The organism is Pseudotabrizicola sp. (assembly GCF_030656345.1).
Lineage (GTDB): Bacteria > Pseudomonadota > Alphaproteobacteria > Rhodobacterales > Rhodobacteraceae > Pseudotabrizicola.
Window position 1 is genome coordinate 83,474 of record NZ_JAUSNR010000015.1, and the last position, 26,268, is coordinate 109,741.

At 64.7% G+C, this 26,268-nt stretch carries 30 protein-coding genes; 20 read left to right on the plus strand and 10 right to left on the minus strand.

Going from position 1 to position 26,268, the window contains the following annotated elements; all coding sequences use genetic code 11:
• Positions 1-29 precede the first annotated feature (29 nt).
• The 3 genes from Q7J44_RS08335 to Q7J44_RS08345 are packed head-to-tail and all read left to right on the plus strand — an operon-like array spanning position 30 to position 2,153.
• Positions 30-569 (plus strand): SET domain-containing protein, encoded by a 540-nt coding sequence (locus Q7J44_RS08335; protein ID WP_304878815.1) that lies wholly within the window; start codon positions 30-32, stop codon positions 567-569.
• Positions 570-576: 7 nt separating this feature from the next.
• A complete protein-coding gene (locus tag Q7J44_RS08340) occupies positions 577-1,380 on the plus strand; it encodes a biotin--[acetyl-CoA-carboxylase] ligase (protein ID WP_304878816.1) in 804 nt (267 codons plus the stop codon).
• A complete protein-coding gene (locus Q7J44_RS08345; RefSeq protein ID WP_304878818.1) occupies positions 1,374-2,153 on the plus strand; it encodes a hypothetical protein in 780 nt (259 codons plus the stop codon). The genes Q7J44_RS08340 and Q7J44_RS08345 overlap by 7 nt, the downstream gene beginning before the upstream one ends.
• A 7-nt stretch (positions 2,154-2,160) precedes the next feature.
• Here Q7J44_RS08345 and Q7J44_RS08350 read toward each other — a convergent pair whose 3' ends face one another.
• From Q7J44_RS08350 to Q7J44_RS08360, 3 genes are all read right to left on the minus strand, one after another.
• Complete coding sequence (locus Q7J44_RS08350) at positions 2,161-4,089, minus strand: S8 family peptidase (protein WP_304878820.1); 1,929 nt, start codon at positions 4,087-4,089, stop codon at positions 2,161-2,163.
• A gap of 72 nt (positions 4,090-4,161) precedes the next feature.
• On the minus strand, positions 4,162-5,073 hold the full coding sequence (locus Q7J44_RS08355) for an alpha/beta fold hydrolase (protein WP_304878822.1): 912 nt from the start codon (positions 5,071-5,073) through the stop codon (positions 4,162-4,164).
• A 21-nt stretch (positions 5,074-5,094) separates the two neighbouring features.
• Entirely contained in the window at positions 5,095-5,682 is a 588-nt protein-coding gene (locus tag Q7J44_RS08360) for a TetR/AcrR family transcriptional regulator (protein ID WP_304878824.1), read from the minus strand.
• Positions 5,683-5,781: 99 nt separating this feature from the next.
• Between Q7J44_RS08360 and Q7J44_RS08365 the strand changes: the two genes are divergently transcribed.
• Positions 5,782-6,246, plus strand: a complete 465-nt coding sequence (locus tag Q7J44_RS08365; RefSeq protein ID WP_304780364.1) for a type II toxin-antitoxin system Phd/YefM family antitoxin — start codon at positions 5,782-5,784, stop codon at positions 6,244-6,246.
• The gene (locus tag Q7J44_RS08370; protein WP_304878826.1) at positions 6,243-6,788 is read left to right on the plus strand and encodes a DUF6036 family nucleotidyltransferase; all 546 of its coding nucleotides are present in this window, start codon (positions 6,243-6,245) and stop codon (positions 6,786-6,788) included. Before Q7J44_RS08365 ends, Q7J44_RS08370 begins: the two co-directional genes overlap by 4 nt.
• A gap of 55 nt (positions 6,789-6,843) precedes the next feature.
• Here the strand turns inward: Q7J44_RS08370 and gap are convergent, their stop codons facing one another.
• Both gap and tkt read right to left on the minus strand, forming a co-directional pair.
• Entirely contained in the window at positions 6,844-7,842 is a 999-nt protein-coding gene (gene gap / locus Q7J44_RS08375) for a type I glyceraldehyde-3-phosphate dehydrogenase (protein ID WP_304780359.1), read from the minus strand.
• 42 nt (positions 7,843-7,884) lie between these two features.
• Positions 7,885-9,894, minus strand: a complete 2,010-nt coding sequence (gene tkt, locus Q7J44_RS08380; protein ID WP_304878828.1) for a transketolase — start codon at positions 9,892-9,894, stop codon at positions 7,885-7,887.
• Positions 9,895-10,100: 206 nt separating this feature from the next.
• On the opposite strand from tkt, the gene Q7J44_RS08385 reads away from it, so the two are divergent.
• From Q7J44_RS08385 to Q7J44_RS08395, 3 genes are read left to right on the plus strand one after another with little or no spacing between them, the layout of a single operon-like run.
• A complete protein-coding gene (locus tag Q7J44_RS08385; RefSeq protein ID WP_304878830.1) occupies positions 10,101-10,637 on the plus strand; it encodes a hypothetical protein in 537 nt (178 codons plus the stop codon).
• Positions 10,630-11,004: a cell division protein ZapA gene (locus Q7J44_RS08390; protein ID WP_304878831.1), complete on the plus strand. Its 375-nt coding sequence runs from the start codon at positions 10,630-10,632 to the stop codon at positions 11,002-11,004. Before Q7J44_RS08385 ends, Q7J44_RS08390 begins: the two co-directional genes overlap by 8 nt.
• Complete coding sequence (locus Q7J44_RS08395) at positions 11,001-11,330, plus strand: MliC family protein (protein ID WP_304878833.1); 330 nt, start codon at positions 11,001-11,003, stop codon at positions 11,328-11,330. Before Q7J44_RS08390 ends, Q7J44_RS08395 begins: the two co-directional genes overlap by 4 nt.
• Positions 11,331-11,390: 60 nt before the next feature.
• Here Q7J44_RS08395 and grxD read toward each other — a convergent pair whose 3' ends face one another.
• From grxD to Q7J44_RS08420, 5 genes are all read right to left on the minus strand, one after another.
• The gene (gene grxD / locus Q7J44_RS08400) at positions 11,391-11,753 is read right to left on the minus strand and encodes a Grx4 family monothiol glutaredoxin (protein ID WP_304878835.1); all 363 of its coding nucleotides are present in this window, start codon (positions 11,751-11,753) and stop codon (positions 11,391-11,393) included.
• Positions 11,754-11,769: 16 nt separating this feature from the next.
• The gene (locus tag Q7J44_RS08405) at positions 11,770-12,006 is read right to left on the minus strand and encodes a BolA family protein (protein ID WP_304878837.1); all 237 of its coding nucleotides are present in this window, start codon (positions 12,004-12,006) and stop codon (positions 11,770-11,772) included.
• Positions 12,007-12,069: 63 nt separating this feature from the next.
• Complete coding sequence (gene purL, locus Q7J44_RS08410; RefSeq protein WP_304878839.1) at positions 12,070-14,241, minus strand: phosphoribosylformylglycinamidine synthase subunit PurL; 2,172 nt, start codon at positions 14,239-14,241, stop codon at positions 12,070-12,072.
• A gap of 130 nt (positions 14,242-14,371) precedes the next feature.
• Positions 14,372-14,866 carry a hypothetical protein gene (locus tag Q7J44_RS08415; protein WP_304878842.1) on the minus strand — a complete coding sequence of 165 codons (495 nt, stop codon included), beginning with the start codon at positions 14,864-14,866 and terminating at the stop codon, positions 14,372-14,374.
• A gap of 492 nt (positions 14,867-15,358) precedes the next feature.
• A complete protein-coding gene (locus tag Q7J44_RS08420) occupies positions 15,359-16,255 on the minus strand; it encodes a LysR family transcriptional regulator (RefSeq protein ID WP_304878845.1) in 897 nt (298 codons plus the stop codon).
• Positions 16,256-16,472: 217 nt separating this feature from the next.
• Here Q7J44_RS08420 and Q7J44_RS08425 point away from each other — a divergent pair, with 217 nt between their 5' ends.
• The 12 genes from Q7J44_RS08425 (at position 16,473) to Q7J44_RS08480 (ending at position 26,239) form a co-directional block, all read left to right on the plus strand.
• Positions 16,473-17,351, plus strand: coding sequence for a lysophospholipid acyltransferase family protein (locus Q7J44_RS08425; protein WP_304878847.1), 879 nt, complete (start codon positions 16,473-16,475; stop codon positions 17,349-17,351).
• Between the two features lie 43 nt (positions 17,352-17,394).
• Positions 17,395-18,207 carry a glutamate racemase gene (locus Q7J44_RS08430; protein WP_304878849.1) on the plus strand — a complete coding sequence of 271 codons (813 nt, stop codon included), beginning with the start codon at positions 17,395-17,397 and terminating at the stop codon, positions 18,205-18,207.
• A 130-nt stretch (positions 18,208-18,337) separates the two neighbouring features.
• Positions 18,338-18,787 (plus strand): cytochrome c maturation protein CcmE, encoded by a 450-nt coding sequence (gene ccmE / locus Q7J44_RS08435; protein ID WP_304879341.1) that lies wholly within the window; start codon positions 18,338-18,340, stop codon positions 18,785-18,787.
• Positions 18,788-18,893: 106 nt separating this feature from the next.
• Entirely contained in the window at positions 18,894-19,520 is a 627-nt protein-coding gene (locus Q7J44_RS08440) for a holin-associated N-acetylmuramidase (protein WP_304878850.1), read from the plus strand.
• Positions 19,511-19,984: a holin family protein gene (locus tag Q7J44_RS08445; RefSeq protein ID WP_304878852.1), complete on the plus strand. Its 474-nt coding sequence runs from the start codon at positions 19,511-19,513 to the stop codon at positions 19,982-19,984. Before Q7J44_RS08440 ends, Q7J44_RS08445 begins: the two co-directional genes overlap by 10 nt.
• Before the next feature lie 58 nt (positions 19,985-20,042).
• Positions 20,043-21,785: an arginine--tRNA ligase gene (gene argS / locus Q7J44_RS08450; RefSeq protein WP_304878854.1), complete on the plus strand. Its 1,743-nt coding sequence runs from the start codon at positions 20,043-20,045 to the stop codon at positions 21,783-21,785.
• Between the two features lie 64 nt (positions 21,786-21,849).
• Entirely contained in the window at positions 21,850-22,824 is a 975-nt protein-coding gene (locus Q7J44_RS08455; protein WP_304878856.1) for an SPOR domain-containing protein, read from the plus strand.
• Positions 22,821-23,828, plus strand: coding sequence for a glycoside hydrolase family 3 protein (locus tag Q7J44_RS08460; RefSeq protein ID WP_304878858.1), 1,008 nt, complete (start codon positions 22,821-22,823; stop codon positions 23,826-23,828). Before Q7J44_RS08455 ends, Q7J44_RS08460 begins: the two co-directional genes overlap by 4 nt.
• Complete coding sequence (locus tag Q7J44_RS08465) at positions 23,821-24,615, plus strand: ScpA family protein (RefSeq protein WP_304878859.1); 795 nt, start codon at positions 23,821-23,823, stop codon at positions 24,613-24,615. Before Q7J44_RS08460 ends, Q7J44_RS08465 begins: the two co-directional genes overlap by 8 nt.
• Positions 24,612-25,265, plus strand: coding sequence for an SMC-Scp complex subunit ScpB (gene scpB, locus Q7J44_RS08470; RefSeq protein ID WP_304878860.1), 654 nt, complete (start codon positions 24,612-24,614; stop codon positions 25,263-25,265). Before Q7J44_RS08465 ends, scpB begins: the two co-directional genes overlap by 4 nt.
• Position 25,266: 1 nt before the next feature.
• Positions 25,267-25,479, plus strand: a complete 213-nt coding sequence (locus Q7J44_RS08475) for a hypothetical protein (protein WP_304878861.1) — start codon at positions 25,267-25,269, stop codon at positions 25,477-25,479.
• Positions 25,480-25,654: 175 nt separating this feature from the next.
• Complete coding sequence (locus Q7J44_RS08480; RefSeq protein WP_304878862.1) at positions 25,655-26,239, plus strand: HNH endonuclease; 585 nt, start codon at positions 25,655-25,657, stop codon at positions 26,237-26,239.
• Positions 26,240-26,268 lie beyond the last annotated feature (29 nt).

Below are 26,268 nucleotides of genomic sequence, written 5' to 3' on the forward strand. Positions count from 1 at the left end.
ATGAAACAACCTTACCAAATATTCCGGCCGTGACGAAAAGCCCCAAAAAGTCGACTGCGCCCGCTGAAAAACCAGCCTCGGTCGAGAAGTCCAACGGCGCTGGCCGGCGCATCCAGACGCGCAAGTCCGGCGTGCACGGCCGCGGGGTCTACGCCGTGGTGGACCTGGCCGAGGGCGAAACACTGATTGAATATGTGGGCGAGGTCATCACCTGGGACGAAGCCCTGCGCCGCCACCCGCACGACCCGACCGACCCGAACCACACCTTCTATTTCCACATCGACGAAGAGCACGTGATTGACGCCAAGTTTGGCGGCAACTCGGCGCGCTGGATCAACCACAGCTGCGCACCCAACTGCGAGGCCGAGGTGGACGAGGGCCGCGTGTTCATCCGCGCGCAGCGCAACATCCAGGCCGGCGAAGAGCTGTTCTACGACTACGGCCTGGTGATTGACGAGCCCTACACCCCCAAACTCAAGGCCGAGTACCCCTGCTGGTGTGGTGCGAAAAAATGCCGCGGCACGCTGCTCGCACCCAAGCGCGCGGGCAAAGCGTCAAAGCTGGGCTGAGTGGCCCATGGCCGACACCCTGATCCGCCACGCAGAAGCCATCTGGCAGGCCGTCGAGCCGACACTGCCGGGGTTCACGGTGGAGGTGCTGCCCAGCATCGACTCCACCAGCAGCGAACTCATGCGCCGCGCACGCAGCGGCCTGATGGAGCCCGTGTTGCTCGCCGCCGAAGACCAGACGGCGGGGCGCGGGCGCCTGGGCAAGGGCTGGCACAGCAAGCCCGGTCAATCGCTCACGTTTTCGCTGGCCATGCCCTTGGCACCCGCCACCTGGTCGGGCCTGTCGCTGGCGGTGGGCGTGAGCCTGGCGCAGAGCCTGCACCCCGACGTGCGCCTGAAATGGCCCAACGACCTCTGGCTGCACCAACGCAAGATCGGCGGCATCCTCGTAGAAACAGCCAGCACCGGCGAGGCTGGTCAGGGCCAGCGCATGGTGGTGATCGGCGTGGGCATCAACGTGGCGCGGCCCGAGGTGTCGGCGGTGGCCGCGCTGGTGCCCGACGGTGCGGCCGTGACGGCCATGGCGCCGGCCGGTCTGTCTGAAGTGCTGGTGGGCATCACGCCGGGCGAGGTGCTGGAGCGCGTGGCGCCGGCCCTGGTGCGCGACATCCAGGCGTTTGCCTCGCAAGGCTTCGCGGCGTTTGCCCAGCGTTTTGCCCAGTTGGATGCCCTGCATGGCCAGCCGGTGCAGCTCTCGGACGGCACGCGCGGCACGGCCTGCGGCGTGAACGACGACGGTGCCCTGCAGGTGCTCACCGAACGCGGCATGCAGACGGTGACCAGTGCCGAAGTGAGTGTGCGCCCATGCTGAAGTGGGCCATCTGGTTGCTGGTGCTCGGCAACGCGGGCTACTTTGCTTGGTCGCAGGGCTACCTGGACACGCTGGGTCTGAAGCCCGTCGAACAACGCGAACCGCAACGCATGGCGCAGCAGGTGCGCCCAGAGACCTTGCGCCTGCTCAACGGCCCACGGCCCGAGACCGCACCGGTCGTGTCGGCGCCCGTGCCGGAAGCACCGGCTGCAGTGGTGGTTGAGCCGCCACTTCCGGCACCCAGCGTGTCCGAACCCGTTGCGCCCGCACCTGCGCCCCCGCCCTCATCCACCGTGGCGGTGGCGGCCGGCAGCGGCCCGCGCGCGTGCTGGCAGGCCGGCGGCTTCACCAACGATCAGGCCGAGCTGCTGCGCGCCGAACTGGCCTTGCTCGGCTTGCCTGCATCGGGCTTCTCGTTCACAGAGGTGCGCAGCGGTGGGCGCTGGATCGTCTACATGGGCCGCTACGACAACCAGCAGCAGGTCGATCGCAAGAAAGACGAGCTGCGCGCGCTGGGCGTGTCTTTCCGCGAGATCAACGCCCCCGGCCTGGCCCCCGGCCTGGCCCTGGGCACCTATTCCTCCGAAGCGGCGGCGCAGCAAGCCCTGCAGAAGGCCGAGCGCGATGGCATCCGCACGGCCAAGGTGGCGCAGGAGCGGGCCGAGAGTCAGAGCGTCACGGTGCGCCTGCCGGCGATCACCGACACCCAGCGCGCCGCCATCGACGGTTTGGGCGAGGCCATGGCGGGCAAGCGCCTGCAGCGCTGCGGCTGAACCCTGCTCAGGTCAGGCGCCGGGTGCGGCGCTGCTGCCAGCAGACGGCGAGCACCCAGGCCCACAGGGCCAAGCCCCAGAACAGGCTGCTGGAGCCGCCCCCGCCACCGCTGGTGGCGGGAAATGCGGCGACCACGGTCACGGTGTCGCTGCCGCTGCGCGCGGTCGGCAAGAAATCGTCGGTGACGGTGAGCCGGAATACATAGGAGGCCTGCGAGTTGGGCAGGCTCACGCCGGCCATGGCCGTTGACGCATTCGTGATGGCCACTGTGGGTCCGCTGACCTGGGTCCATTGGTGGCTGGCAATGTTGAAGCCTGTGAGCGCCACGCTGGCCGAGCCGTTGAGCGAGATCGCCGTGCCTGGAGTGACGGTGCCGATGGGGGTGATGACCGCCGCCGGGCCGGTGGCCAGCTGGACCGATGTGGCGGCGTCGAGGAGGCCGGCGCCGCAGGTGGTGGTGGTGCACTCGCACAAACCGCTGGTGGGCAGGGTACATTGGCCAAAGGCGACATCGATGTGGCCGCGGGCGGCGGCGGCCTGCTTCATGCGTTCAATCAGCGCAGTGGGTGTCAGCGCGCTGTTGACGGACAGCATGAGGCTGGCCACACCCACGGCCTGGGGCACGGCAAAGCTGGTGCCCTGCTTGTAGCCGTATCCATTGACACCCGGCACGGTTGTCCCAGCATTGTCGGTGGAGAGCAGCAGGTTCACGTCGCCCGCTTCGTCGGAGCCACCCGGCGCAGAGAGCGCCACCTGCGGACCGAAGCTGGAGTAGTCGGCCTTGGCGCCGTCCTTGCGCACAGCCGCCACCGTCATGACGCGCTGGCAGTCGGCGGGCCGCTTGAGCGCACCGCTGCCGTTGCCCGCAGCCACCACCACCAGCGCACCGGCGTCGGTCGCGGCGTTGATGGCGTCCTGGTAAGCCGCGCTGCAAGGCGCGTCGCCACCGAAGCTCAGGTTGATCACGCGCGCCGGGTTGTTGTTGGTCGGCACGCCCGCCACCGGCAAGCCGGCGGCCCAGCGCACTCCGTCCAGCAGGTCGGAGACCAGTGCACCGCACTTGCCCGCCACGCGCACCGGCAGGATGCGGGCACCCCAGTTGATGCCGGCCACACCTGCGCCATTGTTCGTGGCGGCAGCGATCTGGCCGGTGATGAAGGTGCCGTGCCACGAGCTGTTGGCAACGTCGCACTGCGCAAACAAAGTCGTCTGCGACTCGGCGAGCGTCACCCAGTCCCCTGGGTCGCTGGCGTCGGCATCGCGCCCGCCGCCGTCGTTGGCCACGTCCACGTCGCTCACCAGGTCATATCCCGCCAAAAGGCGTGCACCCAGCAGCGCAAAGTCGGGGTGATCGAACCGCACCCCGCCGTCAACCACAGCCACCACCACAGGCGTGCCTGTGCTGCCCGTGGTCAGGTGCCAAGCGCTGGGCAGGTTCATGGCGGCGGGGTTTCCGCCACCCGGCACCTGCAAATGCCACTGATCGTTGAAATTTGGATCGTTGGGCGTCACGGTCTGCAGCCGCTTCACAAACACATTGGGCTCGACCCAGGCCACGTCGGGGTGCAGGCGCACACGGCGCATCGCGTCCTCAAGTGAGCGGCCCTTCAGGGGCCGATCGAATTTCAGCAGGGCAGCGTTGCCCGCCTCGCCTGCTTCTCGCAGCGGCAAGCCCACATCCCTGGCCAAGCGGCGGGTGCGTTCCCGTGTCTGGTCGGACGCGGCTTTCCAGCGCGCACGCGCCCGCTCGCGCTCGTTGGCTCGTGGACTGCGGTCGATCAGCTCGGCTTCGGTATCGGCGGCCGAAACACGGTAGCCGATGATCAGGCCCTGGGCCGGCGCGTCAACACCTTGGGCCAGCGCCGATGCGCACGCCAGCAGGACTGCCAGCCCCAGGGCGACGAACCGGTTCTTGTATCCGAGATGTAAAAGCATGCCGGTTTGTAGCACGGGCAAGCGAGCGTTTGCACCTCATTTGACGGAGCTCCCGCGTGGGTGTTGGTCGCTTCAGACAACCGCCGAACGGCGCTGTGTTTGTGTGGCAAACCAGTCCAGCGCATCGTTCCACAGCGGCTGGGCCCTGGGCCTGAAATAACCCATATGCCCGATGGCGCCCAGGCCCGCGCGGCGGGCATCGAGCGTGACGCTGCGCACCTCGGCGTTGCGGTAGCCGGCCATGAAGGCGTCGCGCGAGGCCGGCGGTGCCCAGGCATCGTCCAGCGCGTTCACGGCGACGATGGGGAAACGCACATCGCCAAAACGCTCGGTGGTCGCACGCATGGCCGGATCGTCGAAAAAGTAGCGCGGGAAGCGGCACCACTGGCGCCACTGGCGGTACACATCGATCGGCAGGTCTTCGCCCATGCCGAGCCGGCTCCACGGCAAATAGCCGGCCATGCGCGTCCACACCGGCCCCAGCACGCGCCACATGAAGAGCACGCGCAGGCGCTCCAGCGGCGGCATCCAGCCGTGCCAGCCAGCGCCGGTGGCGAAGGTGTATGCCCCGTCCACCGCACCGGGGTCGGGCAACAGGCCCAGGGCGTGGCCGCCATAGGAATGGCCGACCAGGTACAGCGGCATGCCCTCCTGGCGCATGGCCTCCACCGCTGCGGCAAGGTCGAGCCGGCCCCAGTCGAGGTAGTCCATGCGAAAGCCCTTGAGCGTGCTCGGGGCTGACTGCCCGATGCCGCGGTAGTCCAGCGTGAGCACGTCAAAGCCCCGGCGCGCGGCGTGCTCGGCAAAGCGCTTGTAAAAACCTTGGGGTACGGCGGTGGCGCCACCGACCACCAGGTGGCCACGCGGTGGAGACGGGCTGTGGAATCGGTGCGCAACCAGCGGGTAGCCGTCGGCAGCGGTCAGCGTGAGCCGCTCGGTGCGCACGGCCTGGTTGTTGGCGTCGGTGGAGGGAAAGTGGTTCATGAAAAGTCTCCGGTGAGGCATTCAGCGAGCCGTGCTGCTGGCCAGCAACGAGAGCAGGGTCTCGGTGGCCTGGGTGATGGGTTCGGTGCTCTGGGCCACACGGGCCTGGAGCAGGCCCCCTTCGTAGGTCGCAACGATGAGGGCGGCGATGCCCTGTGCTTGCGCGCGCGGCTCGCCGTGCTGCTCCAGCGCCAGCGCGATGCGCTCGCGCAGCGTGGCGAACGCGCGGGCCAGGGCTTCGCGCAGGGCGAGATCTTCCGGTGTGGTTTCCAGCGCCACAGTGGCCAGCGGACAGCCCGACTCGAAACCCGTCTCGCTCAACCGGCCGGTGGCGCCCGCCATCCAGCGGCGCGTGGCCTCGATCGGGTCCGTCTTCTGCGCGAGCAGGGTGTCGAGTCCGCGCAGCATGCGCGCCACCACATCGTCGATCGCGGCCACGGCCAACTCGGTCTTGCCGCCGGGAAAGTGGTGGTACAGCACACCCTTGGGCGCACCGGCCTGGGCCAGCAGCTCGGTCAGGCCGATGCCGTGCAGGCCGCGCCGGCGCAAGGCGTCGGTCATGGCGGCGATCAGGCGTTCGCGGGTGCCGGGGGTGGGTGTGTCGGTCATGACCGCAAATCTATAGACCGGTCGGTCTAGTGTCAAGCATTGAAATTGTCCATTTCAGATAAATATGGACAATAATCGGCGAAAAGCCGGTCTCAACCCATGCAGCAGTTTTCCTCCACCCAAGCCAAACAGAACTTCGGCCAGCTCATGAAGGCGTCGGCACTCGCGCCGGTGGCCATCGAGCGGCATGGCAAGGTGCAGGCGCTCGTGATGTCGCCCGAGTTCCATGGCGCTGGGCGGGCAGCGCAGGACCCGTTGGCCGAACGCCGCCTGGCTCGGCTGCAGCAGGCAGGCATCGAGAAAGACCGGCTCCTGCGCCACCACCGCATTGCCCTGGACCTGCTCACGCTCTCGCCTACCGAGCGCGAGGGCCTGATCCAGCAGGCGCGCGACACGGTCGAGCGCTGGCGCAGTGAACGGCTCAGCAGCCGTGACTACGTGGATCGCTGGGCGGCGCTGCTGGCCTTGCCCCTGCAGCAGCTGGCGCGCGAGATGGTGTCGGACGCCGACGGCTGGGGTACGGCCTTGCGCCAGAACTCGCCCTGGGTGGGGCCATACGCATGAACCTGGATGCGCTCTTTGCCTTGCTGGCCCAGGCCCGCAAACTCTCGGGCCACAGCGACTACGTGGTGATCGGCAGCCTGTCCATTCTCGGGCTGGAAGACGCGTTCGACATCCCGGATGACATGACACTGTCCAACGACATCGACTGCTACACCCGCGACGACCCCGACCGAACCTTTGACCTGATGGCAGCACTCGGGGAAAATTCCGCCTGGCACCAAAGCCACGGCTACTTCCTCGACGCGGTCACGCCCGCCTTGCCCACCCTGCCGGAAGGTTGGCAGACGCGCCTCATCCCGACGTCGCGGGAGGGGTTGACCGCCTGGTTTCTCGACCCGAACGACGCGGCCATCTCCAAGTACGCGCGCGGCGAGCCTCGCGACCGGCGCTGGATTCGCGCCGGGATCCGCTCGGGCGTGGTCTCCCTGCCCCTGGTGAGCTCGCGCCTGCGCAGCGTGACGTTTCTCGACGACGAAGAGTCGCGCCGGGCACGCCGGTTGATGGAAGAAGACGAAGCCTGGCGCGCCTCTGCAACAAACTGACGCACCCAACAAAAAAGCGCCCGAAGGCGCTTTTTTGTTGGGTGCAGGCGGGTGCTTACTTGGCCACCACGCGAACCATTTCCAGGCACTTGTTGGAGTAGCCCCACTCGTTGTCGTACCAGCTCACCACCTTGACGAAGGTGCTGTCCAGCGCGATGCCAGCGTCGGCGTCGAAGATGGAGGTGCGGGTGTCACCACGGAAGTCGGTAGCCACGACCTTGTCGGTGGTGTAGCCCAGCACGCCCTTCAAGGCACCTTCGCTTTGCGACTTCATCTCGGCGCAGATTTCGGCGTAGGTGGCGGGGCTGTTGAGTTCCACCGTGAGGTCGACCACCGACACGTCGGAGGTCGGCACGCGGAAGCTCATGCCGGTGAGCTTCTTGTTCAGCTCGGGAATCACCACCCCAACGGCCTTGGCCGCGCCGGTGCTGCTGGGGATGATGTTTTCCAGGATGCCGCGGCCGCCGCGCCAGTCCTTGTTGCTCGGGCCGTCCACGGTTTTCTGCGTGGCGGTGGCGGCGTGCACGGTGGTCATGAGACCGCGCTTGATGCCCCACTTGTCGTTGAGCACCTTGGCAATGGGCGCCAGGCAGTTGGTGGTGCACGAGGCGTTGGAGATGATGGCCTCGCCCTTGTAGGTCTTGTCGTTGACGCCATAGACGAACATGGGGGTGTCGTCCTTGGAAGGCGCGGACAGGATGACCTTCTTGGCGCCGGCGTCCAGGTGCTTCTGGGCCGTGACCTTGTCGAGGAACAGGCCGGTGGATTCGATCACGATGTCGGCGCCGACTTCGTTCCACTTCAGGTTGGCCGGGTCGCGCTCTTGCGTGAGGCGGATCTTCTTGCCGTTGACCACCAGCGTGCTGCCTTCGACGCTGACGTCGCCCTTGAAGCGGCCATGCACGCTGTCGTACTGCAGCATGTAGGCCAGGTACTCGGGCTCCAGCAGGTCGTTGATGGCGACGACTTCGATGTCGGCGAAGTTCTGCAGCGCGCTGCGCAACACGTTGCGCCCGATGCGGCCAAAGCCGTTGATGCCGATCTTGATGGTCATGTCTCGAGTCTCCTGAAGGGTTTCAAACAAAGATGAACAAACTCATTTCGCCAGCACGGCGCGCACCGTGTCGGCCACATTGGCGGGCGTGAAGCCGAAGTGCTCGAACAGCACCGGGGCCGGTGCCGACTCGCCGTAGGTGTCCAGACCCACGACGGCGGCCACGCCGTACTTCCACCAGCCGTCGGTGGAGCCCATTTCCACCGCCACACGCGGCACGCCGGCCGGCAACACCGAGGCTTTGAAAGCGGCGCTCTGACGGTCAAAGGTGGTGGTGCTGGGCATGGAGACCACGCGCACGGCGATCTTGTGTTCCTTGGCCAGCAGCTCCTGGGCTTTCAGCGCCAGTTGCACTTCGGAACCGGTGGCGATGATCACCGCCTGCGCCTTCTTCTTCAGGCCCACTTCGCTCGGCTCGGCCAGCACATAGGCGCCCTTGCTGATGTCGCCCAGATCGCTCTTGGGCGCGTAGGGCAGGTTCTGGCGGCTGAGCAGCAGAGCGGTGGGGCGGCTGGCGTTTTCCAGCGCCACGGCCCAGGCCACGGCGGTCTCGGCGGTGTCGGCGGGGCGCCAGACGTCCAGGTTGGGAATGAGGCGCAGGCTGGCCGCGTGTTCCACCGACTGGTGGGTCGGGCCGTCTTCGCCCAGACCGATGGAGTCGTGGGTCATGACATAGACCACCGGAACCCCCATCAGCGCCGACAGGCGCATCGACGGGCGGGCATAGTCGGTAAAGCACATGAAGGTGCCGCCATAGGCGCGCACGCCGCCATGCAGGGCCAGACCGTTCATCGCGGCGGCCATGCCATGTTCGCGGATGCCGTAATAGACATAGCGGCCCTTGCGGTCTTCGGGTGTGAACACGCCCATATCGGCGGTCTTGGTGTTGTTCGACCCGGTAAGGTCAGCCGATCCGCCGATGGTCTCGGTCATCACCGGGTTCACTGCGGCCAGCACCTTTTCCGATGCGGCGCGGGTGGCGAGTTTCGGCAGGTCTTCCACCGCCTGCTTTTTCACGGCGCGGATGGTGGATGACAGCTTGTTCGGCGCGTCACCGGCGAAGATGCGGGTGAATTCGGCCTGTTTGGCGGGTGACAGGGCGCTCATCCGCGCCTCCCAGTCGGTGCGGGCGGATGTGCCTTTGGCACCAACCTCTTCCCACCAGGACTTCACATCCGATGGCACCTCGAACGCGGCACTGGTCCAGCCGTAGCCGTCTTTGGCGGCCTGCATCTGCGCCTTGTCGGTCAGCGCGCCATGGCCTTTGGAGGTGTCTTGCGCGGCATGGCCGATGGCGATGTGGGTTTTGCAGGCGATCATCGCCGGGCGCGGGCTGGCCTTGGCGGCGGCGATGGCGCGGTCGATGTCTTCGGGATCGTGGCCGTCGCAGGCAAACACATCCCAACCCGAGGCGGCGAAGCGGGCTTTCTGGTCGGTCACATCCGACAGTGACACTTTGCCGTCGATGGTAATGCCATTGTCATCCCACAGCACGATCAGCCGCGACAGTTGCAGCCTGCCCGCAAGGCCGATGGCCTCCTGGCTGACGCCCTCCATCAGGCAGCCGTCGCCGGCGATGACATAGGTGTAATGGTCCTGAACCTTGGCCCCCCAACGGGCGCGCAGGGATTCTTCGGCCATGGCAAAGCCCACCGCGTTGGAAATGCCCTGACCCAGCGGGCCGGTGGTGGTTTCCACCCCCTGCACATGGCCGTATTCCGGGTGGCCTGCGGTGATCGCCCCCCATTGGCGGAAGTTCTTCACCTGATCCAGCGTCATGTCCGGATAGCCGGTCAGGTACATCAGACTGTAGAGCAGCATCGAGCCATGGCCCGCCGACAGGATGAACCTGTCCCGGTCGGGCCAGCGCGGCGCGCTTGCATCAAACTTCAGGTGGTTGGCAAACAGCACGGTCGCCACATCGGCCATGCCCATCGGCATGCCCGAATGGCCGGAATTGGCGGCGGCCACGGCATCCAGCGTCAGGGCGCGGATGGCGGTGGCGCGCATCCAGTGATCGGGGTGGCGGTCGCGCAGGGTCTGGATGTCCAAGGCCGGGCTCCTCATTCTCGGATCTATGCGTCTGCAGGTTCCTTACCACCCCGGACGGCAAGATCAAGCACGCCGGGCCGCCTGTTGACGATATGGGGCGGTCCTTACGCTTTGTTTACGCTAAGATCGGGGTTGACCTGCAAGGCTGCGATTCGCACCGTGGCTTTGGGCAGCGTAAACACCGGGACAGCCGGGAAAGAGGGGGCATGGATAACATTGCCGAGTTGGAGCGTCGGATTGCAGCGGCGCTGATGCGGATCGGCGACGGGGTGGAAGCCCTGTCCGCAAAAGAGCCGGAGCCTGATGGCGCAGCGCCCGTGGCCACGCTGGCCGATGGCGTGGCCGAGGCCGAGATCGCGCGCCTGAACGAAGCGCTGGACGAAGAGCGGACAGTGAGCGCGCAGCTGAACGAACGCCTGCGCGCCCTGCGCCGTGACCCGGCGGCGGACAAACAGCCCGAGCTGGAGGCCGAGATCGAACGGCTGAGCCGGTTGCTGGATGTGCAGGGGCTGGAAATGCAGCGCTTGAAAAAAACCGTGGTGGGCTTGCGCGAACAGCTGCGCCTGATGACAGAGGCGCAGGCCGAAGGCCGGGTAGAACCGCATCTGATCAACAAGGCGATGCTGACCGAGCTGGAGGCGCTGCGCGCCCTGCGCGCGGCCGAAGCGGCCGAGCTGGATGAGCTGATTGCAGCCCTTGACCCGCTGGCTGCACGACAAGAGGGGGTGGCACAGGATGCCTGATGTAACAGTCTCTATCGGCGGGCGCGAGTTTCAGGTCGCCTGTCAGGCCGGCGAGGAACATTTCCTGCAGGCCGCCGCTGCGATGCTGAATGCCGAAGCCGACCCGCTGGTGCAACAGATGGGGCGTCTGCCGGAATCGCGGATGCTGCTGATGTCGGGTCTGATGCTGGCCGACAAGACCGCGGCGCTGGAGGATGAGAACCGCCAGCTGAAAGAGCGGCTGACCGTGCTGCAAGCGCGCCCCGCAGCGCAGGTGGAAAAGGTCGAGGTGCCGGTCATCCCGCCGCAGGTGTTCGAGACCATGGCCGAAATCGCCGCGCGGGCCGAGGCGCTGGCCGACCGCATCGAAGAACGGGCGCAGGGGTGAAGGCGGCCATTGCACTGTGTGCGATGGCACTGGCCACGCAGGCCGGGGCTGAGCCGATGATGGTGCAGAACCTGCGCTATGCCTGTGACCGCGGGGTCGAGGTGCCAGCGACCTTTGTGACCGGGCCGGAAGATGCGCTGGTGGTGCTGCAGATCGAGGGCAGCCAGATCCTGCTTTATCAGGAGGTCGCGGCATCGGGGGCGCGCTATGCCTGGCCATCGGACGGGGCAAGCTATGTGCTGTGGTCCAAGGGCGATGAGGCGACGATCTACTGGCGCGAGGGCGACACCGAGGTGCCGCTGCTGGCCTGCAAAGAGCAAATGTAAAAAGGCCCGCAGATCTGCGGGCCTTTTCATATGGTTGCGCGCCTGTCTTGAAGTAAAGCCTCAGGAGGCGTTGGCTTCGCGGATCTTTTCGGCGGCGTCTTTGTCATAGGTGACGCCCTTTGCCTCAAACAGCGCATCAAGCTCGCCCGACAGGGTCATTTCGGTGATGATATCGCAGCCGCCGACAAATTCGCCTTTGACGTAAAGCTGCGGAATGGTGGGCCAGTCGGAGAAATCCTTGATGCCCTGCCGGATTTCTGCGTCAGCCAGCACGTTCACATCGGCAAACTCGACGCCCATGTAATTCAGCACGCCCGCCACGCGGCTGGAAAACCCGCATTGCGGCATCATCTTGGTGCCCTTCATGAACAGCACCACGTCGTTCGACTCAACGGTGTCCTTGATCTGGTCTTGTGCGCTCATCAGCGTGTTCCTTTGATTATTCCGGGGCGCGGGTGGTCAGCGCCAATGCGTGCAATTCACCGCTCGATCCGTCCATCTTGCCTTTCAGGGCGGCATAGACCGCGCGCTGTTGCTGCACGCGGTTCAGGCCCCGGAAGGATTCGTCGACCACTTCGGCCGAGAAATGCTGGCCATCATCGCCCTGAACCGTAATGCGTGCCTGCGGAAAGCTGGCACGGATCAGCGTCTCAATCTCGCGGGCGTCAATGGGCATGGGCAGCTCCTGTTCTTGCTTCCCCCAAATCTAGGGTGCGGTTGCGTGGTCTGCAAGGCAGGTTCAGGCAGTCAAAAGCCCAAGTGCCGCTTCAAACGCCGTTCGATAGGTCTGGCTGAGGGTGCTGAGCGGGGCAGACTGATCGCCCAGCGTCACCACATCGCCACCAAACCGCCCGACCACGGTGACCGGTACGCCCGCAGAATGGCCAGCAGATTTGAGGCCGTGCAGCGTTCTGGGATCGATTGCGACCAGATAGCGGGCCTGATCTTCGCCAAAAAGCGCTGCGATATCGCCGGTTTCCAGTGCCAGGCCCAGACCTGCGGCTTCGGCCATTTCAAACGCGGTCAGCGCCAGACCGCCATCGGACAGGTCGGAACAGCAGCGAAAGCTGCGTGCCTGCGCGCGGATAAAATCGCCGTGGCGCTTTTCCATCCCCAGATCCACCGGGGGGGCATCGCCGGTTTCCATCCCGAAGGCTTCGGCCAGCAGGGCCGACTGGCCCAGATGGCTGCCGGTGGCCCCGATCAGCACCGCCAGATCGCCAGTCTGTGGTTTGCCATGGATCAGAAGATCCAGCGTCGGCAGAATGCCGACAGCCCCAATGGTGGGGGTGGGCAGGATGCCGGAGCCATCGGTTTCGTTGTAAAGCGAGACGTTGCCGGACACGATCGGCATATCCAGCGCCGCGACAGCAGCCCCGATACCTTTGATCGCGCCGACCAGCTGGCCCATGATTTCCGGCTTTTCCGGGTTGCCGAAGTTCAGGTTGTCGGTGGTGGCCAGCGGGGTTGCCCCCATCGCGGTCAAATTGCGGTAGGCTTCAGCCACCGCCTGCTTGCCGCCCTCAAACGGGTTGGCCTTTACATAGCGCGGCGTCACGTCAGAGGTGAAGGCGAGCGCCTTTTGGGTGCCATGCACCCGCACCACACCGGCGGGCAGGCCGGGGGTGATGATGGTGTCAGCACCGACCTGTGAATCGTATTGCTCCCACACCCATGCCTTGTGGGCATAGCTGGGGCTGGCGATCAGCGCGCGCAGGGCGTCGAGCGGGGCAATCGCGGGAATGTCGCCCAAGGCCGCGGCGGCGGGGGTTTCCACCCATGGCCGGTCGTATTCGGGGGCGGTGGACGACAGTTTCGACAGCGGCAGATCGGCCTTTACGTCATTGCCGTGCAGGATCAGGAAGCGGTCTTCGGGGATGGTTTCGCCCACGATGGCGAAATCGAGGTCCCATTTGACGAAGATCGCGCGGGCCACATCCTCCAGTTCCGGTTTCAGAACCATCAGCATCCGTTCCTGCGATTCCGACAGCATCATCTCATAGGCGGTCATATGGGTTTCGCGCTGCGGCACATCGGCCAGTTGCAGCTTGATGCCCAGACCGCCCTTGTCGCCCATTTCGACGGCAGAGCAGGTGAGGCCAGCCGCCCCCATGTCCTGAATGGAAATCACGGCACCCGATTGCATCAGCTCCAGACAGGCTTCCAGCAGGCGCTTTTCGGTGAAGGGGTCGCCGACCTGAACGGTGGGGCGTTTTTCCTCAATCGTGTCGTCGAATTCCGCGCTTGCCATGGTGGCACCGCCGACGCCGTCGCGTCCGGTTTTGGCACCAAGGTAGACCACCGGCATCCCGACGCCACTTGCGACCGAATAGAAAATCTTGTCGGCATCGGCCAGACCCGCCGCAAAGGCGTTGACCAGACAGTTGCCGTTGTAGGATTTGTGGAAGCGCACTTCGCCGCCCACGGTCGGCACGCCAAAGGCGTTGCCATAGCTGCCCACGCCTTCCACCACGCCCTTGACCAGATGCGCGGTTTTGGGGTGGCTTGGCAGACCAAAGGACAGCGCGTTCATCGCGGCAATCGGGCGCGCGCCCATGGTGAACACATCGCGCAGGATGCCGCCGACGCCGGTGGCCGCACCCTGATGCGGTTCGATATAAGACGGGTGATTGTGCGACTCCATCTTGAAGATGACCGCCTGACCATCGCCGATATCGACCACGCCCGCGTTTTCGCCGGGGCCGCAGATGACTTGCGGGCCGGTGGTGGGCAGGGTGCGCAGCCACTTCTTGGACGACTTGTAGGAGCAGTGCTCGTTCCACATCGCCGAGAAGATGCCAAGTTCGGTAAAGTTCGGCTCGCGCCCGATGATCTCAAGGATCCGCGCATATTCATCGGGTTTGATCCCGTGCTTTGCGATCAACTCGGGCGTGATTGCGGGTTCGGTCATGGCTGGTTTCCCCGGTGCGGACAGTCCCTCGCGCTTTAGGCGAAAGGAGGCGCAAGGGGAAGGGGCAAAGGCAGCAAAGGCCCCGGCACAGATGCGCCGGGGCCTCGGACTTTGCGATCAAAAGCGGAGATCAGTTGGTGGTGCTGTCGCTGTCGCTATCGCTGTCAGCGCTGTCGTCGGCATCGGCACCGTCTTCGTCATTGCGGTTCTCAGCCGGGTCGACCAGCGCGCTCAGCACTTCTGCTTTGGTCCATGGCACCACGACCGTACCGTCAGAGACCTGACCGGGAGCCAGCAGGATCTGGGCGTTGTCGGCTTCGGCACCGACTTCCTGATCAAGATCGACCAGAATGGCGATGGTGCCATCCTCATTCGCGGCCGCACTGGTCACGGTGCCAAGCATCTGTTCATCAGACGACATCACAGTGTTGCCGATAAAGGCTTCGGAAACCGAAGTGACGGTTTCGCCTGCGCCGGTGCCCAGATTGCTGGTGCCGTCAGCGACGGCCGAAATGCCGACAACGGGTTTGATGTCAGTCGTGTCGCTGGTCACCTGAGCCAGAGCCGGGAAAGCAACGAACGCACTCAGGGCAGTGCTGACGAGAAGTTTTTGCAGTTTGGTCATCGTATTCATCCTTTTGATGTTGATTGACAAACAGTCATGGACAGACAACCCGCTGCGGCGGCTCTGGTTGCATGGCGATGACAAAAAACAGGCGCAATCGCGCACTCGGTGAAAAGCCGCCGGAACGCGCAAAACGGGTTGCGGATTTTCGCCGGTGGCATTCGCGGGATGGAACCAAGTGGCTTTTCGCGCACATACAGCTGGCTGCCGCTTGGCGTGTGGACTCGACAGCGCCCGTTATGCGGGCGGATACCGCGGCAACGCGCTGAATTTGGCGGCAATGCTCAGAAAAGCAAAAAAAAGGCCGAGCAAAAGCTCGGCCTAAGTCCAACAGGGAGGTATGAAGCGCACAAGAGCAACCGCTCAACTGCCCGCTTCATGGGTGGATTTAGGCATGCTTAGGATTCGGGGCAAGTCCAAACAGGCTGCTGATGCAGCATGTCCGCTATGCGCTGCGTGCATGGCTAGGCGCGCAATAGGCGCACACCCTGATCACTCCACCTGCTGGCGTTTGCGATAGGCGAAGATTTCTTCGGTCACGAATTCGCGGAACGCGGCCACGCGCTTGGAATGGCGCAGCTCTTCGGGGTAGGCGAGGAAGACCGGCACCTCGGCGCTTTCGGTTTCGGGCAGCACGCGCACCAGATGCGGGAAATCTTCGGTGATGTAATCGGGCAGCACGCCGATGCCCAGATGGTTCAGCACACCTTGCAGCACGCCGAAGTAGTTGTTGACGGTCAGGGTGGACGGGATGTCATGCGCCATCAGCTCCTGCACCAATGACGCACCTGCCGCAACCTGCGGCACGCCCGCGTGCTGCGCAATCAGCCGGTGCTGCGAGAAATCGGTCATCGCCATGGGCGTGCCCTGTTCGGCCAGATATTCCGGTGACGCATAGAGCCGCATCTTGATGTTCATCAACCGCTTGCGGATCAGATCGGCCTGCGAGGGTTCTTTCATGCGGATCGCCACATCGGCTTCGCGCATCGGCAGGTCGAGCACGCGTTCTTCCAGCATCAGGTCGATCTTCAGGCTGGGGTATTTCTTGTACAGGTTCGCCAGACGCGGGGCGAGCCAGAGCGTGCCGAAGCCGGTTGTGGTGGTGACCCGCAATTCGCCAAACACCTCATCCTCGGAATCGCGGATGCGGGCGGCGGTTGCCTCCAGCCGTTTGGCCATGGCCTGGGTGGCATCGAACAGCAATTCGCCCTGTTCGGTCAGGATCAACCCGCGGGCGTGGCGGTGAAACAGGGTGACGGACAGGCTTTCCTCCAGCGCGCGGATCTGGCGGCTGACGGCGGATTGCGACAGATGCAGCACATCACCGGCATGGGTCAGGCTGCCCTTTTCTGCGACCGCATGAAAAATGCGCAGTTTATCCCAATCCATCATCTATCCCTTTGCGAAAGCCAAACGCTATCACGGCCCGCCTCATGAAGGGAGAATCAATCGGGTGTAAATCCTTTGCGGGCCAAAAATGTGCAAAAGGCGTGGCCTTTTCGCCGTGATGCACAAGCCGCGTGCTTTGTCATCGGCCTGTTACCCTATGCCGTGAAAGGGGGGCATCGGGCACAGGTTGACCTGTGACGCGTTTGTGGGGGCGTTTATGCAGCAAGATGCGGCGCGTGAGATTTCCTATGCCTCTTCCGCGTCAAGCCGGGCGGGGGCGGCGCTGATCCGGGTGCTGGAAAACGCCACCGGCCGGCTGTCGCTGATCCGCCGCGCGGCAGGGTATGAGCATGAGGTGGCGCGGGGCCGCAGCTTCTGGGATGTGGTGCCCGAACGCTATGGGTTGAGCCTGGATGTGGTGGGCGGTGCGGTGACGCATATCCCGGCGACGGGGCCGCTGGTGCTGATCGCGAACCACCCTTACGGCATTCTGGACGGGCTGATGATGGGCCATCTGCTGGACCGGGTGCGCGGTGATTTCCGCATCATGGCCAATGCCGTGTTCTGCCGGGCCGAGGCTTTGAACCGGGTGGTGCTGCCGATCTCGTTCGATGAGACCAAGGATGCGGTGAAGCTGAACCTGCAAACCCGGGCCGAGGCGCTGCGCTATCTGGGGCAGGGCGGGGCCATCGGGGTGTTTCCGGGCGGCACGGTGTCCACCAGTGCGAAACCGTTCACCTCTGCCCCGATGGACCCGGGCTGGCGCAATTTCACCGCCAAGATGATTGCGCGGTCGGATGCCACCGTGGTGCCGGTGTATTTCGACGGCCACAATTCGCGCCTGTTCCAGATTGCCAGCCATGTGCATTCCACGCTGCGGCTGGGATTGCTGATCAAGGAGTTCCGGGCGCGGATGGATGAGCCGGTGCGGGTGGTGATCGGGCAGCCGGTCAGCGCTGATGCTCTGGCCCCGCTGAAGGGCGATCCGACCCGGATGATGGAATTTTTGCGCCGTGCCACATACGATCTTTCACCGCGCCCGCTGCGGTCGTATGCTGCGGGCCACGAGTTCGAGGCAAAATACAAAACGCGCTGACCGGGCCTTTGCGCCTGCAACGGGCGCACATCTGGGGGCAGGCATGGCAGTCGGGATTTTTGACAGCGGCATTGGCGGGCTGACGGTGCTGGACGCGGTCACACGGCGGCTGCCGGATCTGCCGCTGGTCTATCTGGGCGACAATGCCCATGCGCCGTATGGCGTGCGCACGCATGATGACATTTTCAACCTGACCTGTGCGGCGGTGGAACGGCTGTGGGCCGAAGGATGCGATCTGGTGATCCTTGCCTGCAACACCGCCTCTGCTGCCGCGCTGAAGCGGATGCAGGAAACCTGGGTGCCCGCTGACAAGCGGGTGCTGGGGGTGTTCGTGCCGATGATCGAGGCGCTGACCGAACGGCAATGGGGCGACAATTCGCCGCCGCGCGAAGTGGCGGTGCGGCATGTCGCGCTGTTTGCCACCCCCGCCACCGTGGCCAGCCGCGCGTTTCAGCGTGAACTCGCGTTCCGCGCCATCGGTGTGGATGTCGAGGCGCAGCCCTGTGGCGGTGTGGTCGATGCGATCGAGCAGGGCGATGAGATTCTGGCCGAAGCGCTGGTGCGCAGCCATGTCGAGGCGCTGATGCGACGGATGCCGCATCCGCAGGCGGCGGTGCTGGGCTGCACGCATTACCCGCTGATGGAGACGACGTTTCAGGATGCGCTCGGCCCGGATGTGAAGGTGTTTTCGCAGGCCAATCTGGTGGCGGAGTCGCTGGCCGATTATCTGGTCCGGCGGCCAGAGATGCTGGGCGCGGGGACAGATTCGAAATTCCTGACCACGGGCGACCCCAAAGCGGTGTCGTCGAAATCCACCCAGTTCCTGCGCCGCCGGATCACGTTTGAGGCCGCCTGACCCGGTGGCATGGGCGCATTTGTCCTCGATCAATCACATCTGCGGGTTGCGGCGTTAGAACACCTCGACAAGGGTGGGGAATCGCCCCACATCCGAGGTGAAAAGTGACGGAGGGCAGGCCATGGCGGGAATGAAGGGGCTGAAAAAGCAACGGCGGGTGCAGATCATTCTGCTGGCCTTTGTCGCGCTGACCGTTTCGACCGGCCTGATCGGCTATGCCATGAAGGACGGGATCAACTTTTTCCGCAGCCCGACGCAGGTGATGACCGATCCGCCGCGCGCGGGTGAAGTGTTCCGCATCGGGGGGCTGGTGGAAGAGGGCAGCATTCAGCGCGGCCAGTCCGAGACGATCAGCTTTCGCGTGACCGATACCAATGAAACGATTCCGGTGCGCTTTACCGGCATTCTGCCGGATCTGTTTTCCGAAGGGCAGGGCATGGTCGGCACCGGCTCGATGCAGGATGGCATCTTCATTGCCACCGAGATTCTGGCCAAGCATGACGAAACCTATATGCCGGCCGAAGTGATCGACGCGCTGAAACAGCAGGGCGTGTATCAGGATGCCAATACGGACAGCTGAAGGTTATCGGGGCTGACCCAAAGGCTGCGCACGCAGGCTTTTGGCCGGGTTAACCCGGTGCAGTCAGGTTTGCCATGGGGGGAGTGTCTTCACTCCGGGGATGCCCATGACAGATCTGAGACAACCAACTGTACGAAAACTCGCTGAAGACATCGTCGCCCGCGAGGGCGGCTTTGTGAATGATCCTGACGATCAGGGCGGGGCCACCAACCATGGTGTGACCATCGGCACTTTGCGCCGTCTGGGGCTGGATATAAACCGCGATGGCCGCATCGATGTGGCCGATGTGCGGGCCTTGACCCGCACGCAGGCGGTGGATGTGTATGTCGAGCATTACTTCACCCGGCCCGGCATTTCCGCGCTGCCCGAAGTGGTGCAGGCTTCGGTGTTCGACATGTATGTGAATGCCGGGATGAACGCGGTGAAGATCCTGCAGCGGTTGTGCACCGATATGGGGTTTCCCTGCGACCCGGATGGCATGATCGGGCCGCAAACCATTCGGGCCGCGCAAAGTGCGTATGAGGCCGCACCCAACCATTTCGCCGATGCCTATGGCATCGCGCGGCGCAACTACTATTACGCGCTGGCCGACAGCCGCCCGCAAAGCCGCAAGTTCGCGCGGCGCATGAATGGCGGCAAGGGCGGCTGGATCACCCGGGCGGAAGAGTTCATCAGCCCGCGCTATCACCTGTCTGACGCGCAACACAAAGCACGGGTGGCAGCATGGGGCTGATCGGCAAGGTTCTGGGCGGGCCGGGCGCGGTTTCGGCACTTGGCACCGCGGCGAAGGGGATATCCGAAGTGTTCGTGCCCTCGGCCACACGGCGGATGGAGCTGTCGGCCGAAGCGCAGATGGCGGCCCTGCGCCAGTTGGGTGAGGAATACGGCCACCCGGCCCTGGGCTGGTTTGACCAGATGATCAACGGGCTGAACCGGCTGCCGCGCCCGCTGCTGGCCTTCGGCACGCTGGGGCTGTTCGTCTATGCCATGGTCGATCCGGTGTCATTTGCGCAGCGTATGGTGGGGCTGAATGCGGTGCCCGAACCGCTGTGGTGGCTGCTGGGGGCGGTGGTCGCGTTCTACTTCGGCGCGCGCGAAACCTATTACTTCCGGCATCGCGGCGGGGCACCCGCCCCGCAAAACGAGGGTAATTCAGGGCAGAATCCCGCGCTGGACGACTGGCGCGGCAACGGCTGAACTTGACCTGTCTTGCGCCCTCTGGCATGGCCTAGGGCGCAAGACAGGATTTGATCAGATGAACCTTTTCGCCGATATCCGCGCCACCGTTCTGACCGCACTGACCGAAATGCAGGCCGAAGGCACGCTGCCCGAAGGCCTCGATTTCGCGGCTGTCGCGGTGGAACCGCCGCGCGATGCGGCACATGGCGACATGGCAACCAATGCCGCGATGGTGCTGGCCAAGCCATCGGGCAAGCCGCCGCGCGCGATTGCCGATGCGCTGGCGGCCAGGCTGCTGGCCGATCCGCGCATCACCGCCGCCGATGTGGCCGGGCCGGGGTTTCTGAACCTGCGGCTGGCGACGGGTCTGTGGCAGGGGCTGGTCAAGGCCGTGCTGACCGAAGGCACCGGTTTTGGCCGCGCCGATCTGGGCAAGGGCCGGTCGGTCAATGTGGAATTTGTCTCTGCCAACCCGACCGGGCCAATGCATGTCGGCCATGTGCGCGGGGCGGTGGTGGGCGATGCGCTGGCCAATCTGCTGGCCTTTGCCGGCTGGGACGTGACCCGCGAATATTACATCAACGACGGCGGCGCGCAGGTCGATGTGCTGGCCCGCTCGGCCTATGAGCGCTACCGGCAGGCGCATGGGCTGAACCCGGAGATCCGCGAAGGGCTGTATCCGGGCGAATATCTGGTGCCGGTCGGCGAGGCGCTGAAAGAGAAATACGGCGACACGTTGCTGGACAAGGGCGAAGAGCATTGGCTGGCCGACGTGCGCGACTTTGCGACCCAGATGATGATGGAGCGCATCCGCGAGGATCTGGCCGAACTTGGCGTCAAGATGGACCTTTATTCCTCGGAAAAGGCGCTTTACGGCACCGGCAAGATCGAGGCGGCGATCCGGACGCTCAAGGATATGGACCTGATCTATGAGGGCGTGCTTGAACCGCCCAAGGGCAAAGAACCCGAAGACTGGGAGCCCCGCGTGCAGACCCTGTTCCGCAGCACCGCGCATGGCGATGATGTGGACCGGCCGGTGCAGAAATCCGATGGCAGCTGGACCTATTTCGCGCCCGATATCGCCTATCACTTCGACAAGGTGCAGCGCGGCTATGACCAGCTGATCGACATTTTCGGGGCTGATCATGGCGGCTATGTCAAACGGATGAAAGCCGCCGTTTCCGCGCTGTCGAATGGCCGGGTGGCGCTGGACATCAAGCTGATCCAGCTGGTCAAGCTGTGGAAGAACGGCGAGCCGTTCAAGATGTCGAAACGCGCGGGCACCTTTGTGACGCTGCGCGATGTGGTGGAACTGGCGGGTGCCGATGTGACCCGCTTCATCATGCTGACCCGCAAGAATGACGTGGCGCTTGATTTCGATTTCGACAAGGTGCTGGAACAGTCGAAAGACAACCCGGTGTTTTACGTGCAATACGCCAATGCCCGGGTGAACAGCATCCTGCGCAAGGCGGTTGAAAACGGGGTCGATGTGTCCGACGCCACGCTCGCGGCGGCGGATCTGTCGAAACTGGACCATGTGGCCGAAATCGCGGTGGCGCAGAAACTGGCCGAATGGCCGCGTCTGGTGGAAATTGCCGCGCGCGGGAATGAACCGCACCGGGTGGCGTTTTACCTGTACGAGCTGGCGTCAGACCTGCATGGGCTGTGGAACCGGGGCAATGATGACGTGTCCTTGCGCTTCTTGCAGGACGATACTGCCACATCACAGGCGAAAATCGCGCTGGTGCGGGCCGTGGGCGTTGTTATTTGCTCGGGTCTTGGTATCCTTGGGGTGACGCCGGTTGAGGAAATGCGCTGATCAACAGCGCCCCGCCGGTGACGCAGGCAAAAAGGCGGGGCACACCGTCTGATCGGGGCAGAGCATGGCGGATATTGATTTCGATGACTATGACGTACCCCCCCGCATGAACGGTGGGCAGGCGCAGAAGCTGATCCATTTGACCGGGGCTGCCTGTTCGCTGGCGCTGATCGTCGGGATGGCCCTGTGGGGCTATCGGCTGGCGGTGCGCGATGTGTCGGGCGTGCCGGTGGTGCGCGCGATGGAAGGGCCGATGCGCGTGGCCCCCTCCAACCCCGGCGGCAGTATTGCCGACCATCAGGGCATGGCGGTGAACGTGGTGGCCGCTGCGGGCGGCACTGCGGGCATGCCTGCCGAAATCATCCTTGCCCCGCCGCCCGTGGACCTGACGGCGGATGATGCGCCCGGCCTGTCACCGCTCGACCCGGTGGCAGAGGTGGCGCCCCCGGTGCTGGCCCCGTTGGGGCTGACGATGGGGCCGAATGTGGTGGTCCCGTCAGAGGTGCCAGAGGCACAAGGCGCAGTACCGCCTGCCGCAGAGCTGGCGGAAACCGCGCCGGTCACCACACAGGACGCCGTGGCAATGGCGCTGGCTGAGGCATTGGGCGACGCGCAGCCTTTGGCCGCGCTGGACGAGGGTGAAACGCTGGATACCTCTGGCGAGAGGATTGCCGGTTCTGTCCGCCCAAGGGCGCGGCCACAGTCCGGCTTTGCCGAGGTCACGGCGGTCGAGCCGGTGAGTGCCGCGCTGGCGCTTGGCCCCGAGATCGACCCCGCAACCCTGACCGCAGGCACACGTCTGGTGCAGCTGGGCGCTTTTGACAGCGCCGAGATTGCGCGGGCCGAATGGGCACGGGTGCGGGGCCGGTTCGGCGATCTGATGACCGGCAAGTCGCTGGTCGTGCAATCGGCGCAATCGGGCGGGCGCACGTTTTACCGCCTGCGTGCGCATGGGTTTGAAGGCGAGGATGACGCCCGCCGCTTCTGCGCCGCGCTTGTGGCCGAAAACGCCGCCTGCATCCCGGTTGCCCATAGATGACGACCGGCAGACTTGCCGCGGTCTTCGGCTGTTCCGGACCGGAGCTGACCCCGGATGAGGCCGCTTTCTTCCGCGATGCCGATCCGTTCGGCTTCATCCTGTTTGCCCGCAATGTCGCGGACCCTGTGCAGTTGCGGCGGCTGACGGCTGCCTTGCGCGATGCGGTGGGCCGCGATGCGCCGGTGCTGATCGATCAGGAAGGTGGGCGGGTGCAGCGGTTGCGCGCGCCCCATTGGCGCGACTGGGCCCCGCCGCTGGACACCGTTGCGGGCGCGCGTGATCCGTTGCGCGCGATGTGGGTACGCTCGCGCATCATCGCGCATGAATTGCGCGGCGTGGGCGTGGATGCCAATTGCGCGCCTTGCGCCGATGTGGCGGGTGACGACACGCATCCGTTTCTGAAGAACCGCTGCTATGGTACTGATCCGGCTGTGGTTTCCGAGATATCGGCGGCGGTGGCCGAGGCGCATCTGGCGGGGGGCGTTCTGCCGGTGATCAAGCATCTGCCCGGCCATGGCCGCGCGACGGCAGACACCCATCACGACCTGCCGACCGTCACCGCCTCGCGCGCGGAATTGACGGCGACCGATTTCGCGCCGTTCAAAGCGTTGAACCATCTGCCAATGGCGATGACCGCGCATATCATTTTTGCCGCCTATGACGACCAGCCCGCCACCCAGAGCGCGACGATGATCCGGGTGATCCGCGACGAGATCGGCTTTCAGGGTCTGCTGATGACCGATGATCTGAACATGCAGGCGCTGCGCGGCACTCTGGCAGACCGCACGGCGGCGTCGATGGCAGCGGGCTGCGATATCGCGCTGCATTGCAAGGGCGATATGGCGGAGATGCTGGAGGTGGCCGGGGCCTGCGGTGACCAATCCGCGGCCATCCGCGCCCGCGCCGCGCGCGCGCTTGCCGCCCGCCACGCGCCCGACCCCGTTGACATCCTGGCACTTGAGGCGGAGTTTCGGGGCCTGATGTCCGGGGACGCGCATGGCTGACACGATATCCGACGACTGGGGCGATGACCGGCTGGCACCGGCGGACCGGATGGCCGCCGAGGCGCTGATCGTCGATGTCGACGGGTTTGAGGGGCCGCTGGACCTGCTGCTGACGCTCAGCCGGACGCAAAAGGTGGATCTGCGCAAAATCTCGGTGCTGGAACTGGCCGAGCAATACCTGGGCTTTGTGCAACAGGCGCAAAGCCTGCGGATCGAGCTGGCGGCGGATTATCTTGTGATGGCGGCCTGGCTTGCGTTTCTGAAATCGCGCCTGCTGCTGCCGCCCGAACCGGGCGAGGATGGCCCAAGCGCCGAAGATCTGGCGGCACATCTGGCCTATCAGCTGGAACGCCTGCAGGCGATGCGCGAGGCGGCGGCCCGGCTGATGGCGCGCGATCAGCTGGGGCGCGACTTCTTTGCACGCGGGGTGCCGGAGACCATAAGCCACCACCGCGCGGTGACCTATGAAGCCACGCTGCTGGACCTGATGCGCGCCTATGCCCGTATCCGCACCAAGGATGAATTCCGGCCCTTTGTGATGGATCGTGACCATGTGTTCACAATGGAACAGGCGCTGGAGCGGATGCGCGGGCTGATCGGCTATGTCGGCGATTGGGCAGACCTCACCAGCTTTCTGCCCGAAGGCTGGGAATCCACACCCATGCGCCGCCGGTCCTCAACCGCTGCGCATTTCGCGGCAGTGTTGGAAATGGCCAAGCGCGGTCAGGTAGAGCTGCGGCAGGGCGAGATGTTCGCCCCGATCCAGATCCGGCGCGGCAAGACATGACCGAACCCGCCATGGAGTCTGTCGAGAAAAGCCTGTTCGAGGCCCCGCCGATGGGCGAACAGGAACGCATGGTCGAGGCGATTCTGTTTGCCAGTGCCGAGCCGGTGACGGTGGCCGAACTGTCCTCGCGCATGCCGCATGGCTGCGACCCCGCCGAAGCGCTGGCGCATTTGCGCAAACGCTATGACGGGCGCGGCGTGCATCTGGTGCGGGTGGGCGATGCTTATGCGATGCGCACGGCGGGCGATCTGGGGCATCTGATGCGCAAGGAAACGGTGGAAAACCGCAAACTGTCGCGCGCGGCCATCGAAACTCTGGCGATTGTGGCCTATCATCAGCCGGTGACGCGGGCCGAGATCGAGGAAATCCGTGGCGTGGCCGTGTCGCGCGGCACGGTGGATCAGCTGATGGAACTGGACTGGATCCGGCTGGGCCGCCGCCGGATGACGCCGGGCCGCCCGGTGACATTCGTGGTGACGGAACATTTTCTGGACCACTTCGGTCTGGAATCGGCGCGCGATCTGCCGGGGATCAAGGAACTGCGGGCGGCGGGCCTGCTGGACAACCGGCCCTTGCCGGGGTCGATGGACAAGCCCGATGACGATGAGGATGAGGCCACTTCCGGCCAGAGCGAACTGTTCGAGGATTGAAATGAACGTCAACCAGATCATCAACATGGTGATGCGGATTTTTGTGCGCAAAGGCGTGAACTGGGGCATCAACAAGGGCACCAAGATGGTGTCCAGAACCGGCAAACCGGCGGCAAAAGCCACCCCGGCACAGGCCAGCCAGAGCCATGAGGCGCGCGAAACCGCCAAGCGCGCCCGCAAAGCCGCCGCCGTGACCCGGCGGATCGGGCGCTAGGCTTCATCCGCCTGTCACTTTGTTGTGCGATCCCGTCCTTGTCTGGACATGGATCGCCCCACTTGGGCTAGGGGGCTTGTCAGCCACGTTCCGCCAGATATAGTCCGGGGTATCGGGGCAGGGCTCCCTGCACCGCAACCCTGATAGCAATCGGGATGGTGGGGTCACTCGACGGATGGACGGCGATTTCAGAACTCAGTTTGTGCGCGACCCGGCGTCGCTGAAACATTACCCGGCGCTGGTGCTGAATGCGGATTACCGCCCGCTCAGTTACTACCCGCTCAGCCTCTGGCCATGGCAAGAGGCGATCAAGGCCGCGTTCCTTGACCGGGTGCAGATCGTGGCCGAATATGACCATGTTGTCCGAAGCCAGCGGGCCGAGTTCAGGATACCCTCGGTCGTTGTCCTCAAAGATTATGTGAAACCCCAAAAGCGCGTGGCCTTCACGCGCTTTAATCTTTTTCTGCGCGATGAGTTCTGCTGCCAGTATTGCGGGGCGCGGGGCGATCTGACCTTTGACCATGTGATCCCGCGCGCACGCGGCGGGGTGACGAGCTGGGAAAATGTGGTGGCCGCCTGCAGCCCGTGCAACCTGCGCAAGGGGTCAAAGACCCTGCGCCAGTCTGGCCTGCACCTGAACCGCACCCCACGCGCCCCGAATGCCGAGGAAATGCAGGCCCATGGCCGCCGCTTCCCGCCCAATTACCTGCATGACAGCTGGATGGATTACCTGTACTGGGATGCCGAGCTGGACGCCTAAATTGATTGCATTGAAACAGAAGCGTTTTG

What these genes read in the sequence shown, in the direction of transcription:
- Q7J44_RS08340 (WP_304878816.1), top strand. Translation starts at nt 577, where the DNA reads ATGGCCGACACCCTGATCCGCCACGCAGAAGCCATCTGGCAGGCCGTC.
- Q7J44_RS08345 (WP_304878818.1), top strand. Translation starts at nt 1,374, where the DNA reads ATGCTGAAGTGGGCCATCTGGTTGCTGGTGCTCGGCAACGCGGGCTAC.
- Q7J44_RS08350 (WP_304878820.1), bottom strand. Translation starts at nt 4,089, where the DNA reads ATGCTTTTACATCTCGGATACAAGAACCGGTTCGTCGCCCTGGGGCTG.
- Q7J44_RS08355 (WP_304878822.1), bottom strand. Translation starts at nt 5,073, where the DNA reads ATGAACCACTTTCCCTCCACCGACGCCAACAACCAGGCCGTGCGCACC.
- Q7J44_RS08360 (WP_304878824.1), bottom strand. Translation starts at nt 5,682, where the DNA reads ATGACCGACACACCCACCCCCGGCACCCGCGAACGCCTGATCGCCGCC.
- Q7J44_RS08365 (WP_304780364.1), top strand. Translation starts at nt 5,782, where the DNA reads ATGCAGCAGTTTTCCTCCACCCAAGCCAAACAGAACTTCGGCCAGCTC.
- Q7J44_RS08370 (WP_304878826.1), top strand. Translation starts at nt 6,243, where the DNA reads ATGAACCTGGATGCGCTCTTTGCCTTGCTGGCCCAGGCCCGCAAACTC.
- gap (WP_304780359.1), bottom strand. Translation starts at nt 7,842, where the DNA reads ATGACCATCAAGATCGGCATCAACGGCTTTGGCCGCATCGGGCGCAAC.
- Q7J44_RS08385 (WP_304878830.1), top strand. Translation starts at nt 10,101, where the DNA reads ATGGATAACATTGCCGAGTTGGAGCGTCGGATTGCAGCGGCGCTGATG.
- Q7J44_RS08390 (WP_304878831.1), top strand. Translation starts at nt 10,630, where the DNA reads ATGCCTGATGTAACAGTCTCTATCGGCGGGCGCGAGTTTCAGGTCGCC.
- grxD (WP_304878835.1), bottom strand. Translation starts at nt 11,753, where the DNA reads ATGAGCGCACAAGACCAGATCAAGGACACCGTTGAGTCGAACGACGTG.
- Q7J44_RS08405 (WP_304878837.1), bottom strand. Translation starts at nt 12,006, where the DNA reads ATGCCCATTGACGCCCGCGAGATTGAGACGCTGATCCGTGCCAGCTTT.
- purL (WP_304878839.1), bottom strand. Translation starts at nt 14,241, where the DNA reads ATGACCGAACCCGCAATCACGCCCGAGTTGATCGCAAAGCACGGGATC.
- Q7J44_RS08415 (WP_304878842.1), bottom strand. Translation starts at nt 14,866, where the DNA reads ATGACCAAACTGCAAAAACTTCTCGTCAGCACTGCCCTGAGTGCGTTC.
- Q7J44_RS08420 (WP_304878845.1), bottom strand. Translation starts at nt 16,255, where the DNA reads ATGGATTGGGATAAACTGCGCATTTTTCATGCGGTCGCAGAAAAGGGC.
- Q7J44_RS08425 (WP_304878847.1), top strand. Translation starts at nt 16,473, where the DNA reads ATGCAGCAAGATGCGGCGCGTGAGATTTCCTATGCCTCTTCCGCGTCA.
- Q7J44_RS08430 (WP_304878849.1), top strand. Translation starts at nt 17,395, where the DNA reads ATGGCAGTCGGGATTTTTGACAGCGGCATTGGCGGGCTGACGGTGCTG.
- ccmE (WP_304879341.1), top strand. Translation starts at nt 18,338, where the DNA reads ATGAAGGGGCTGAAAAAGCAACGGCGGGTGCAGATCATTCTGCTGGCC.
- Q7J44_RS08440 (WP_304878850.1), top strand. Translation starts at nt 18,894, where the DNA reads ATGACAGATCTGAGACAACCAACTGTACGAAAACTCGCTGAAGACATC.
- Q7J44_RS08445 (WP_304878852.1), top strand. Translation starts at nt 19,511, where the DNA reads ATGGGGCTGATCGGCAAGGTTCTGGGCGGGCCGGGCGCGGTTTCGGCA.
- argS (WP_304878854.1), top strand. Translation starts at nt 20,043, where the DNA reads ATGAACCTTTTCGCCGATATCCGCGCCACCGTTCTGACCGCACTGACC.
- Q7J44_RS08455 (WP_304878856.1), top strand. Translation starts at nt 21,850, where the DNA reads ATGGCGGATATTGATTTCGATGACTATGACGTACCCCCCCGCATGAAC.
- Q7J44_RS08460 (WP_304878858.1), top strand. Translation starts at nt 22,821, where the DNA reads ATGACGACCGGCAGACTTGCCGCGGTCTTCGGCTGTTCCGGACCGGAG.
- Q7J44_RS08465 (WP_304878859.1), top strand. Translation starts at nt 23,821, where the DNA reads ATGGCTGACACGATATCCGACGACTGGGGCGATGACCGGCTGGCACCG.
- scpB (WP_304878860.1), top strand. Translation starts at nt 24,612, where the DNA reads ATGACCGAACCCGCCATGGAGTCTGTCGAGAAAAGCCTGTTCGAGGCC.
- Q7J44_RS08475 (WP_304878861.1), top strand. Translation starts at nt 25,267, where the DNA reads ATGAACGTCAACCAGATCATCAACATGGTGATGCGGATTTTTGTGCGC.
- Q7J44_RS08480 (WP_304878862.1), top strand. Translation starts at nt 25,655, where the DNA reads ATGGACGGCGATTTCAGAACTCAGTTTGTGCGCGACCCGGCGTCGCTG.